General features: G+C 70.9%; 14 protein-coding genes and 2 pseudogenes. 10 read left to right on the forward strand and 6 right to left on the reverse strand.

What is annotated here, in order from left to right; genetic code table 11:
* Positions 1-188: 188 nt before the first annotated feature.
* Positions 189-794 (reverse strand): TetR/AcrR family transcriptional regulator, encoded by a 606-nt coding sequence (locus ACFWXO_RS31795; RefSeq protein ID WP_380528119.1) that lies wholly within the window; start codon positions 792-794, stop codon positions 189-191.
* A gap of 168 nt (positions 795-962) precedes the next feature.
* On the opposite strand from ACFWXO_RS31795, the gene ACFWXO_RS31800 reads away from it, so the two are divergent.
* Positions 963-1,883: an SDR family NAD(P)-dependent oxidoreductase gene (locus ACFWXO_RS31800; RefSeq protein WP_380528122.1), complete on the forward strand. Its 921-nt coding sequence runs from the start codon at positions 963-965 to the stop codon at positions 1,881-1,883.
* Between the two features lie 97 nt (positions 1,884-1,980).
* Positions 1,981-2,295: pseudogene (locus tag ACFWXO_RS31805) on the forward strand (IS5/IS1182 family transposase); the annotation flags it as partial.
* A gap of 611 nt (positions 2,296-2,906) precedes the next feature.
* Here ACFWXO_RS31805 and ACFWXO_RS31810 read toward each other — a convergent pair.
* A complete protein-coding gene (locus ACFWXO_RS31810) occupies positions 2,907-3,089 on the reverse strand; it encodes a hypothetical protein (RefSeq protein ID WP_380528125.1) in 183 nt (60 codons plus the stop codon).
* A 198-nt stretch (positions 3,090-3,287) separates the two neighbouring features.
* Between ACFWXO_RS31810 and ACFWXO_RS31815 the strand changes: the two genes are divergently transcribed.
* The 7 genes from ACFWXO_RS31815 to ACFWXO_RS31845 all read left to right on the forward strand — a co-directional run bounded on the left by ACFWXO_RS31815 (position 3,288) and on the right by ACFWXO_RS31845 (position 6,446).
* A complete protein-coding gene (locus ACFWXO_RS31815) occupies positions 3,288-3,722 on the forward strand; it encodes an Hsp20/alpha crystallin family protein (RefSeq protein ID WP_380528128.1) in 435 nt (144 codons plus the stop codon).
* Between the two features lie 129 nt (positions 3,723-3,851).
* Positions 3,852-4,145, forward strand: a complete 294-nt coding sequence (locus tag ACFWXO_RS31820) for an STAS domain-containing protein (RefSeq protein WP_380528131.1) — start codon at positions 3,852-3,854, stop codon at positions 4,143-4,145.
* 44 nt (positions 4,146-4,189) lie between these two features.
* A complete protein-coding gene (locus ACFWXO_RS31825; protein WP_380528134.1) occupies positions 4,190-4,594 on the forward strand; it encodes a DUF2267 domain-containing protein in 405 nt (134 codons plus the stop codon).
* A 51-nt stretch (positions 4,595-4,645) separates the two neighbouring features.
* Positions 4,646-5,044 carry a DUF2267 domain-containing protein gene (locus ACFWXO_RS31830; RefSeq protein ID WP_380528137.1) on the forward strand — a complete coding sequence of 133 codons (399 nt, stop codon included), beginning with the start codon at positions 4,646-4,648 and terminating at the stop codon, positions 5,042-5,044.
* A gap of 120 nt (positions 5,045-5,164) precedes the next feature.
* Entirely contained in the window at positions 5,165-5,368 is a 204-nt protein-coding gene (locus tag ACFWXO_RS31835; protein WP_380528140.1) for a CsbD family protein, read from the forward strand.
* Between the two features lie 20 nt (positions 5,369-5,388).
* The gene (locus ACFWXO_RS31840) at positions 5,389-5,553 is read left to right on the forward strand and encodes a hypothetical protein (RefSeq protein ID WP_380528143.1); all 165 of its coding nucleotides are present in this window, start codon (positions 5,389-5,391) and stop codon (positions 5,551-5,553) included.
* A gap of 248 nt (positions 5,554-5,801) precedes the next feature.
* Positions 5,802-6,446 carry an L-threonylcarbamoyladenylate synthase gene (locus ACFWXO_RS31845; RefSeq protein WP_380528146.1) on the forward strand — a complete coding sequence of 215 codons (645 nt, stop codon included), beginning with the start codon at positions 5,802-5,804 and terminating at the stop codon, positions 6,444-6,446.
* A gap of 9 nt (positions 6,447-6,455) precedes the next feature.
* Here the strand turns inward: ACFWXO_RS31845 and ACFWXO_RS31850 are convergent.
* The 4 genes and pseudogenes from ACFWXO_RS31850 to ACFWXO_RS31865 form a co-directional block, all read right to left on the reverse strand.
* Positions 6,456-6,701: pseudogene (locus tag ACFWXO_RS31850) on the reverse strand (carbonic anhydrase); the annotation flags it as partial.
* A 26-nt stretch (positions 6,702-6,727) separates the two neighbouring features.
* On the reverse strand, positions 6,728-8,698 hold the full coding sequence (htpG, locus tag ACFWXO_RS31855) for a molecular chaperone HtpG (protein WP_380528150.1): 1,971 nt from the start codon (positions 8,696-8,698) through the stop codon (positions 6,728-6,730).
* Positions 8,699-8,791: 93 nt separating this feature from the next.
* Positions 8,792-9,256, reverse strand: coding sequence for a hypothetical protein (locus ACFWXO_RS31860; RefSeq protein WP_380528153.1), 465 nt, complete (start codon positions 9,254-9,256; stop codon positions 8,792-8,794).
* A gap of 148 nt (positions 9,257-9,404) precedes the next feature.
* Positions 9,405-10,091 carry a type III effector protein gene (locus tag ACFWXO_RS31865; RefSeq protein ID WP_380528156.1) on the reverse strand — a complete coding sequence of 229 codons (687 nt, stop codon included), beginning with the start codon at positions 10,089-10,091 and terminating at the stop codon, positions 9,405-9,407.
* A gap of 115 nt (positions 10,092-10,206) precedes the next feature.
* Here ACFWXO_RS31865 and ACFWXO_RS31870 point away from each other — a divergent pair, with 115 nt between their 5' ends.
* Positions 10,207-10,644 carry an Hsp20/alpha crystallin family protein gene (locus tag ACFWXO_RS31870; protein ID WP_380528159.1) on the forward strand — a complete coding sequence of 146 codons (438 nt, stop codon included), beginning with the start codon at positions 10,207-10,209 and terminating at the stop codon, positions 10,642-10,644.
* Positions 10,645-10,913: the final 269 nt, after the last annotated feature.

Genomic DNA, 10,913 nt, shown 5'->3' on the forward strand with positions numbered 1-10,913 from the left:
GACCGCATCGCCGCCGCTCGGCGGGGGCCGTGCCGCTCCGCCTCAACGCGAACATGAGCCTGAGGAATGCACAGGGAGCGGGACCCGGCCAGAGTCGTCGGATGGCGCGCGGAGGCGGCCCTGGCGGCCTTGCGACGCATCGTTCAGTGGCCCATGGCGGAGTACAGCCGGCTACCGGTCTTCGGGTCTCAGGTCCGGATGGCAAGGGCGAGGACGGTGTCGAGCGCAACTTCCAAGGGTCGCGTGCTCCGTTGTACCTGGGCGAGTAGCAGTCCGCCTTGCAGGGTGGCGAGCATGGTGGTGGCGAGGTCGTCCGGGTCGATGCCGGGTGCGAGCTTCCCGTCGGCGTGAAGCGACCGGAGTCCTTCGCTGATGGCAGCTGACCATCGCTCGAATCCGGCGGCGATGAGGGCTCGGGCCTCGGGATCGCTCTCGGCGAGTTGACCGCCGAGCGAACCGAGTGGGCAGCCGCCCTTTGCCTGGCTGTGCTTCACGCCGGCGATCAGCATGTCCCGCCAGGCTGCGACTCCGTCTTCACCGCTGAGCGCCTCCCGATTGTGGTGGACGAGGGTGTCGGCCTGGTGGTCGATGACCGCCTGGAGGAGCTCGTTCTTGTCGGGGAAGTAGTGGTAGAGCTGCGAGCCGCTGACCTCCGCTGCCCCCTTGACGTCTTCCAGGGTGGTACCCGCGACCCCGCGCTCGTGGATCAAGGCCGCAGCCCCCTGCACGATTCGGCCCCGGACGCGCTCGCCCTTCGCGGTGAGCCGCGGCCGGTCGTTCGTCTTGTTCGCCATGGACCCATGGTAGCGATTCTGAGTTTGACAGCCCAGTCTGGCCGGGATCAGACTGAGTTGCGCAACCCACTTTGCGGGCCGCGTGACTCGCCACCGCAGCACCGGCCCCGCGAAGCAGCATGAGCCGTCCCACCTGAACAGCCCCACAGAAGACGAGAGGTAATCCCGATGAGCACACTCCCGGGAAAGACCGTGATGATCACGGGCGCCAACGTCGGGATCGGCAAGGACGTGGCCCGGCAACTGGCCCTGCGACCGGAGACGGCCCGCATCTACCTGGCATGCCGCAACCGAGACCGGGCGACAACGGCAAAGGCCGACCTCGAAGCCGCTACCGGCCGGCGCATCTTCGACATCGTCGTCATGGACGTCGCCGATCTGGGCTCGGTCCGAGCCGGCCTTGCGGCCATCGACGGAACCGTCGACGCATTGGTCATGAACGCCGGCGTCATCGGCCCGCGGTCGATGGAGTTGACCGCCGACGGGGTCACCAAGGTCTTCGCGACGAACGTTCTGGGCCACGTCGCGCTCCTCGAAGGACTCCTGGCCGAGGGGCGGCTCGGCGAGGTCGCGGTCCTCGCCGGAAGCGAAGCAGCCAGGGGACTGCCGATGCTGCGGATGAAGCGGCCGTCCTTCGCCTCGACCTCTGCCGACGAACTCGCCACCGTCATCGACGGCAGCTACTTCGCCGACGGAAAGACCGACTTCAACCTCGCCTTCGGGCAGGCCAAGTACATCGGGGCCCTCTGGATGGCCTACCTGGCCCGCCAGCACCCCGACCGCCGCTTCATCACCGTGAGCCCCGGCGCCACCACCGGCACCCAAGCCTCCAACGACATCGCCCTACCGCTGCGCATGGCGTCCAAGTACGTCCTGCCCGCCCTGGGGATCTCCCACAAGCTTGAGGTCGGCGCGAAGCGACTGGTCGACGGTGTCACCGACCCGACCCTGTCCAGCGGCGTGTTCTACGCCAGCGCGGCCAACAAGCTGAAGGGCCCCCTGGTCGACCAGGCGGACATCTTCCCCGACTTGGCCAACCCGTCGTTCCAGGACCACGCCAACGACGCCATCCACCGCTTCATCGTGTAGAGCGTCGGCCGGTACGCCAAAACGGAGAGGGTGGCACGACGGAGGCAGGCTTGATGATCATGGAGTTGCCTACGCTATGTGATCATCTGGGGGGTTGGTGTCCGTCGTGCCCGCGTCCATCATCGACCCGGTCCGTGAGGAGTTCCTGAGGCTGATCCCTGCCCGGCCCGATTCGCACCCGCTGGGGTGCCACAACCCGCGGATCGCGGACGCGGTCGTGTTCGGCCGGCTTGTCCTGGCGCTGGTCTCGGGGATGGGCTACGAGAGGGTCGCTGACCGGGCCTGTTCGGCGACCACGATCCGCCGGCGGTGGGACGAGTGGATCGAGTCCGGTGTCATCGGCCACCTGCTCCTCGCGGTACTGCGAGCGTACGACCAGATGGTGGGCCTGGAACTCGAGCACCTCGCCGCCCGGTGTGAGGCCCTCGCGATCGAGCGGCTGCGGGCAGGCAGCCCTTGATTGGCCTGACCAGGATGCCGTCGATGACGAACGGTGGCATGCAGCGCGGCATCTACGGCCGTGCGGAGAGCCCGTACAGCGCCTATCGGCTGGGGGAGTGCCTACGGCTCCGGGGCCTCCACGGGCTGGAGCGCCGCGACGACCACCACGTTCGGTGCGTTCGGCCTGGGCGAGCACTCAGGACCGAGGGCCGGGTGCCCTGGCCGACGGTTTGCTGGCCGCCGTGCTGATCGGCCTGGCCGCTCAACTCGCTCGACGGCCTCTGGCGGGCAGACCCGCTGGCCGGCTACGTCCTCGTCTACTACGCGGGCGCGAGGTCAGGGAGATCTTCTTCGGCGACCACTGACGGCTCCGGCGCGGTTGGAGCCCAGGGGGCTGGTCCTGTGCGAGGGCGAACCTGCCGTGCGTCTGTCGTGGGCGCTTGGCGATGACAGCATCACCGCCGTGCCGACCGGAAGGGGCGAACTCGGTACCGCCGCACCTCACGGACTCGTGCGTGCTGCCGCCGGCAACCATCAGGCGGGTTCCGAACGGTGGAGGGTGTGCGGCTCCTACTTCGGGTGTCACGGGCGGTCGGTGAGGTGCTGGCGGAGGGCCGCGAGTCGGGCGAGGCAGGCGTCGATCGAGGCGATGGCGGTGTCGATCTCGGCGCGGGTGCGGTCGGCGACCTGGTCGAGCTGATCCTGGAGCCGCTGCCAGCGTTGCTCAGCGGTGGCGTGATCAGGTACGTCGCTGGTCGTTGTCATGCCGGAGTTCTTCGGTGTGGGCGGTCGGGGGTGTCGAGTCGGATCGCGCGGTCCGGGTGGGGGTCGGCGGGGCGGGTGTCTCGCGCACCGGGCGTCATCCTCTGGATGGCTCGGGAAGTTGTCATCGGATGGATGACATGCTAGAACGGATTCAGGTGAAGCGCACTGGCAACCCATATCCAATGGAGGTGTTTCGCGATGCTGATGCGCACTGACCCGTTCCGCGAGCTGGACCGTCTGACCCAGCAGTTCCTGGGCACGAACGGCACCTGGTCGCGTCCGGCCCCGATGCCGCTGGACGCCTGCCGCGTGGGCGACGAGTACGTGATCTCCTTCGACCTGCCCGGGGTGGACCCGCAGGCGATCGACATCGATGTCGAGCGGAACATGCTGACCGTCAAGGCCGAGCGCCGTCCGCGCCACGAGGGTGAGGACGTGAAGTGGGAGCTGTCCGAGCGTCCGCTCGGCGTGTTCTCCCGCCAGGTCATGCTGTCCGACACGCTCGACCCCGAGGGGATCAGCGCCGACTACGACGCCGGGGTGCTGACGCTGAAGATCCCGGTCGCCGAGAAGGCCAAGCCCCGCAAGATCGCGATCAGCCACCGCAGCGAGCGCAATCAGATCCAGGCCTGACCCCACGCAAGCGGCGCTGTCCCGCGCGGCTCCCCCCACCGTGCGGGACAGCCCACCCCCGGGCCCCACCCGGACCCGCCCCCCGAGCACGCCGAGTGCTGTGCAGGCCGAACCGACAGCGAGAACGTCATGCACACCCTCCACACGGCGGCCGCCCTGGTGACCGCCCGCGGTGACCTCGACCTCGCCACCGCCCCCGAACTGCGACGCAGCCTGAGCGCCGCACTCCGGACGGACCGCGAGGTGGTGCTCGACCTGGCCGGTGTGGAGTTCATGGACTGTGCGGGCCTGGGTGCGCTGGTGCACGCCCAGAATCAGGCCGACCGCCTCGGCGCCCGCCTGATCCTGCGCGGGGCCGGCTCCCGGGTGCTGCGCCTGCTCAGGCTCACCGGCCTGAACCGGCGGCTGATCGTCGAACCCTGACCGCGGGCGCGTGCCGCGCCCGCCCGGATGGAGGGAGATACGAGGTGACCCTGCGATGGGAGGCGTTCTTGGAGCGCGTCCGGGAACGCGGCGAGTACACCACCGCCCAAGAGGCCGAGCGCGCGGCCCGTGTCGTGCTCGCCCTGCTCGGCGCACACCTGGTCGGACAGGTCCGTGCCGAACTCGCGGCCAGGCTGCCCGAGACCCTCGCCCTGGTCCTGCTCAACCCGCTGCAGGCCGCCGAACCGCTCACCGCGGAACGGTTCGTGCGCGCAACCGCTGCCTGGATCGAGGGCGCCACCGAAACCACCGCCGTGTGGGACATCGGCGCCGTGCTGTCCACGACCGCCGACGCCGCGGGCGACGACCTCATGGAGCGCATCCTGTTCCAGCTGCCGCCCGGCTACGACGTCCTCTTCGGCCGGCCCCAGCCCGGCCGGCGGCCCTGACCCACGCCTGCCGCCCCAGAAGCGGCCTGCCACGTACGGAAGGCACTCGACATGACCTGGCACCACCTCGTCCAGCGGGTCCGCGACCTCGGCCGCTACGACAGCGACCGGGAAGCCGAACACATCCTCGACGCCGTTCTCGGCATACTCGGCTCCCAGCTCACCGGCGACGAACGCTGCGACCTGGCCGCGGCCCTGCCCGAACGCGCCCGTGCCGCCCTCGTCGCCCCGATCCCCCTGACCGAACCGGTCACCGCCCCCGCCTTCGTCGAAGCCCTCGCCCGCAACCTGAACACCACCCTCGCCGGCGCCCGCTGGGACGCCTCCTGCGTCCTTGCCGCACTCACCGACCTCGCCGGCGAGGAGCTCACCGACCGCCTCCTCGCCTACCTCCCCCGCGGCTACGCGCTCCTGTTCGGCCGCGCCGACCTCGCCCCCGCCGCCGCCTGACCCCGTACCGGCCAGGACGGCCGAAGATCCGTACCACGCGCATGAAAGGGCGAATACCGGTTAAAAAGGTGACGAATGGGCGGTGCTGATGGGCCGCCCGGCGGACGACTGGAGGAACCGATGAGTGACCTGTCGAACAAGGCGCAAGAACTGGCCGGCAAGGTGAAGGAGAAGGCCGGCGAGCTCACCGGTGACGAGGAGCTCAAGGGCGAGGGCCAGGCCGACCAGGTGGAGTCGAAGGTCAGGCAGGCCGCCGACGACGTCAAGGACGCAGCGCAAGCCGCGGCCGACCGGGCAAAGGGCGCCCTGAAGCGCACCGACTGACGACGGAAAGGAGCACCGTCATGGCCGTGTTCCTGGTCATTCTGCTCATCGCCGTGGTGTTCGGCTTCGTCGGCGCCTTGGTGAAGGGCCTGCTGTGGCTGCTCGTGATCGGCGCCGTGCTGTTCGTCGCCGCCCTGGTGCTCGGGGGCGTGCGCCTGGGGCGCGGGCGGAGCTCACGCAGATAGCGCCGAGCCGGGGGTGACCCGTGACGGCACGACAGCGCAGGCCGCGCTGTCGTGCCGCAGGCGCGTCCGGACGCTTCCCCCGCACCGCTTTCAGCGGGAAGCACGAAGGGTGAGCCGCCGGACAGCTGGCGGCTCATCCGTTCCGAGACGCCGCCCCGGTGCCGGGTAGCGTGGCCGGTGTGGGCCGTGCCGGGTTCTGCGGCGCGGGAGGAAGAGGGGCGGGCATCCCGCCGGGTTGGAGAGCTGCGGTGTCGCGTCGTTTCGACTGCTCGGATTCCTTCGAGCGTGCCAGGGGTTTGCGCGAGGCTGGTTCGGCGGTGCGTCGGGGTGAGCTTGTCGTGCTGCCCACGGACACCGTCTACGGCGTGGGTGCCGACGCGTTCAGCCCCGACGCCGTCGCGCGGCTGCTCGATGCCAAGGGTCGGGGCCGGCAGATGCCCTCCCCGGTGCTGGTCGCCTCCCCGCAAGGTCTGGACCTCCTGGTCGACGACCTGCCGCCGCACGCGCGGGACCTCGTGGACGCGTTCTGGCCGGGCGGGCTGACCCTGGTCGCCCGCCACAAGCCGTCCCTGGAGTGGGACCTCGGCGAGACGAACGGCACCGTGGCGGTGAGGATGCCCGCGCACCCGGTCGCCCTCGACCTGCTCGCGGAGACCGGGCCGCTGGCCGTGTCCAGCGCCAACCTGACCGGGCATCCGTCCCCGCAGGACTGCGGCGCCGCACAGGGCATGCTCACCGACTCGGTGGCCGTCTACCTGGACGCGGGCCCTACGCCCGCGGCCGTGCCGTCCTCGATCGTGGACATCACCGGCACGGCGCCCGTACTTCTGCGCGCCGGCGCGATCAGCGCCGGCCAACTGCGCAAGGTCGTCCCGGACCTTGAGGAACGCTGAACAGCCGGGTCATGCCACCTCGTCGGCGGGCAGGTCGAGGCCCCGGGAGGTGACCAGGTGGGCGGTACCGTCGGCGAGCCGGTAGGACAGCCCGACCACCGCGACCCGGCCCGCCTCGGCGAGCGCGCGGGAGCGCTCCAGCAGCAGGTCCACGGTGTGTCGTATGTGCTCGGCGATGAGGTCCGCGTCCTCGGTGCGCCCGGCCGCGCGGGCGGCCAGCACGCTGGGCCGAGTGGCGCGGGTGCGGCCGGCCGGGCACTGCCGACCGCACCCGCGGGCGGCTACAGGGTGTGGGTGAGGTGGTCGGTCAGGAGGCGGGTGAAGCGGGCCGGGTCGGGCAGGTCGCCGCCTTCGGCGAGCAGGGCGCTGCCGTGGAGGAGTTCGGCGACCTCGGCGAGCGCCGGGTCGTCGGCGTTCGCGTGGTGGGCCTGGTGCAGGGCGGTGACGAGGGGGTGGGTGGGGTTGAGTTCGAGGATGCGCTTGACCTGGGGGAGGTCCTGGCCCATGGCCCGGTACATCTTCTCCAGGGTGGGGGTCAGGTCGTGGGCGTCGCCGACCAGGCAGGCGGCGGAGGTGGTGAGGCGGGTGGAGAGGCGGACCTGCTTGACGTGGTCGGCCAGGGTGCTCTGGAGCCAGGAGACCATCAGGGCGAAGTCCTGCTCGCGCTGGGCCTTCTCGGCCTTCGCCTCGTCGTCGCCGTCGGTGTCGGCGTCGTTGTCGAGGTCGACCTGGCCCTTGGCGATGGACTGGAAGCGGTGGCCGTCGAAGGCGGGGATCTGGTCGGTCCAGACCTCGTCGACGGGGTCGGTGAGGATGAGGACCTCGTAGCCCTTGGCGGTGAAGGCCTCCATGTGCGGGGAGTTCTCCACCATGGCCCGGTTCTCGCCGGTCAGGTAGTAGATGGCGTCCTGGCCGTCCTTCATCCGCGCGACGTACTCGCGCAGCGTGGTCGGCTTCTCCGCGTCGTGGGTGGAGGCGGCGCTGACCAGTTCCAGCAGCGCGTCGGTGTTGTCGCGGTCCTCGATCAGGCCCTCCTTGAGGACCCGGCCGAACTGCTCCCACAGCCCGGTGTAGGTGTCCGTCCGGTTGGTCTGCATGTCCTTGAGGGCGCCGAGGACCTTCTTGACGAGGCGCCGGCGAACGGCGGTGATCTGGCGGTCGTGCTGGAGGATCTCGCGGGAGACGTTCAGCGACAGGTCGTGGGCGTCGACGACGCCCTTGACGAACCGCAGGTAGTTGGGCATCAGCGCGTCGCAGTCGTCCATGATGAACACGCGCTTGACGTACAGCTGGACGCCGCGCTTGGTGTCGCGGGAGAACAGGTCGAACGGGGCGTGGGCGGGGACGAACAGCAGCGCCTCGTACTCGAAGGTGCCCTCGGCGCGCATGTGGATCGTCTCGGCCGGGGCCTGCCAGTCGTGGCTGATCTGCTGGTAGAACTCGCGGTACTCCGCCTCGGACACCTCCGAGCGCGGGCGGGCCCACAGCGCCTTCATCGAGTTCAGCGTCTCCAGCTCGGGGGCGGCCCTGTCTCCGGTGGCGGGCTCAGTGCCCTCCTCGGCGGCAGGCTCGTCGGTGCCGGCGTTGCTGGTGGCTTCGGTGGCCATGCGGATGGGCCAGCGGATGAAGTCCGAGTACTGCTTGACGATCTGGCGGATCTTCCACGCCGCGAGGTAGTCGCCGAGCCCGTCCTCGCCGTCCGCCGGCTTGAGGTGCAGCGTGACCGAGGTGCCCACCGGCAGGCCCTCGGCCTGCGCGATGGTGTAGGTGCCCTCGCCGTCGGACTCCCAGGCGGTGCCCTGCTCCGTGCCGGCCCGGCGGGTGTGCAGGGTGACCTTGTCGGCGACCATGAACGCCGAGTAGAAGCCGACGCCGAACTGCCCGATCAGGTGCTGCGCCGCGTCCGCGTCCTTGGCCTCCTTGATCTTGGCCAGCAGGCCGGCGGTGCCGGACTTGGCGATGGTGCCGATCAGTTCGACGACCTCGTCGCGGGTCATACCGATGCCGTTGTCCCGCACCGTCAGGGTGCGGGCCGCCCTGTCGACCTCCAACGTGATGTGCAGGTCGGAGGTGTCGACGTCGAGATCGGTGTCGGTGAGGGATTCCAGGCGGAGCTTGTCGAGGGCGTCGGAGGCGTTGGAGATCAGCTCACGCAGGAAGATGTCCTTGTTCGAGTAGATCGAGTGGATCACCAGCTGCAGCAGCTGGCGGGTCTCCGCCTGGAACTCCAGCGTCTGGGTCGGGCTGGCCACGGGAGGTGTCTCCTTCGGTGGAAAGGGTTCGGGTCGGGTCAAGTCGCCGGGGCAGGCCGGGCGGGTGTGCCGCGCGGTCGGCTCCGGGGGTATTCAGATGCGGCTGAGGGGCTGGTAGGGCTGTTCGGGGCGGGCGGTGCCGGGTCGGGCGGTGCCGTAGCAGGACAGGAAAAGCTTCCAGCCGTCGCGGCATTCCAGCGTGGCGCCGTATCGCACCGCCGGCGGATCCGGGCGTGTGCTGTACCGGTCGACGCGAACAACGTCGCTGGACGCGCCGTCGGCCGTCGCGGCGGCGACCAGGGCCTGCTCGACGAGGGCAACCGCAACAGGCCGGCCCGTCAGGTCCGGCACCTGCGTCTTCTCGGTGGCAGTACCAGCGGGGGCCTGGGCGGGGGCGGAGCCGCTGGCACCGGTGATGCTCCACCACACCTGGCCGCCCCCGTCCAGGGTCACGGCCAGTCCGTAGGGGCTGTCGTCGCCGCGCCTGTCGGCGGCGGCGATGCCCGGGATCTCGGGGGTGCGTGTGATCAGCAGCTGCTGCAGGTCGGCTGGAGTCATGGGCGTCGGCTGGGATCGGAGTACGGATGGTCTTCACATGAGGGCCCGCGGCGTCGGCCTTCGCTCTGCCTGCCGGGGCGGGCCTTCGACTTTGGAGCGGGTCAGCTGTGCGTAGGCCGCGGCCCGGATGGGGCGCTACCGGGGGTGGTCACGGACCGGCCGGGGGTGTGCGGCGCTGCCGTCCGCTGTCGGCCCGCAGCTGGCCGGTTCGGGTGGTGAGCTCGTCGAGGCGGCCGGCGATCGTCGGGTGGTCCGCTTCCAGGAAGGGCCGGGTCTCGGCGAGCGGGGCGAGCAGGCGGGCGGGGTCGTTGTCGCCGAGCGCGTCCAGCAGGCGTTCTATGGCGGGCGCCGCCGAGGTGGTGAGGCCGTCCAGGGCGCCGATCTGCCCGGCGAGGCGGCGCAGGTCCGCGGCGTTGTCGCGAGCCCAGGTGGTCACCGCGCGGTCGGCGGCACGCTGGTCGCGGACCGCCTGGACGCGCTGCTCGCCGGTGCTGCCAGCCTCGGTGCCGGCGTCGGCGTTCGGGCGCATGCGCAGGTAGCGGCGCTCGGCGGCCTGGCGGCTCTGGACGCCCATCGGTTCGGCAAGGTCGGCCCAGGTGGCGCCGGCCCCGCGGGCGGTCTCGATCAGACCGCTCTCCCAGCCGGCGAGTTCCTCACGCAGGTGACGCAGCAGCAGGAGCGCTGACAGCGCACCGCCCGGGTCGTGCTGGCCCGCGTCGTCCGGAGGTGCGTGGCGGGCGGTGCGGGCAGCGGCGTCCATCATGCCCAGCGCGGCAGCGGCGGCCAGGAACGAGGCCGGGCCGACCCCGGCCGTGCCGGTGTCCTGCGTATCCATGTCGTCACTCTTTCGCTGACTGGGTGTTTGTCATCGTCTGGATGACATGCTACAACCGGTTCGTGTCGCACCGCACCGGTGCGAACAAGAGCTTCTGGACCGGAGGTGTCCGACGATGTCCATGCGCACTGCGGTGACCCACCAGGCGCCCCCCACAGCCGGGTCGCGGCCGGCCCCGATTCCGATGGACGCCTGGCGCGAGGACGACCGTTTCGTGATCGCGCTCGATGTGCCCGGCGTCCCGCTGGAGGCGATCGAGGTCGAGGCACTGGGGCGGATGGTGACCGTGAAGGCCGAACGCCGTCCCGCCCCCCGCAGTGAGCACGCGCGCACCCAGCTCGCCGAGCGCTCCCACGGGGCGTCCGAGCGCCGGATCCACCTGGCCGAAAGCCTCGACCCGGGCCGTATCACGGCCCACCTGCAGGACGGCGTCCTGACCCTCACCGTCCCCACCGCCTCGGCCTCCCGGGCCCGCAAGATCACCATCCGGGCCGGCGAGGCCGGACAGCCGTCGCCCGTGGAGAGCGGACAGGCCGTCCCCGCAGCGGCGTGACCTGACCCCGCGCGAGCCGACACCATGCCGATCAGGGTTCCGTACCAGCTGTGGGCCCGACTTGGTCGCAGCCCTTCGGCTCGCGGCACGGCAGACCGGAGTTGGACTTGTCACGCATGGTCTTCGCCCTAGCCGGGCGGCCCGGTGCGTCGCCGTCGGTAATCGCGCTGTGGCAGCGACCAACAGCCCGCGCCGCTCCACACCCCGCCCCGGGGGGGGGGGGGGGGCGGGGGGGGGCGCCGCCCCCGCCCCGGCTGCCACACACACCC

The sequence above is a fragment of the Kitasatospora sp. NPDC059088 genome, from assembly GCF_042738155.1.
Lineage (GTDB): Bacteria > Actinomycetota > Actinomycetes > Streptomycetales > Streptomycetaceae > Kitasatospora.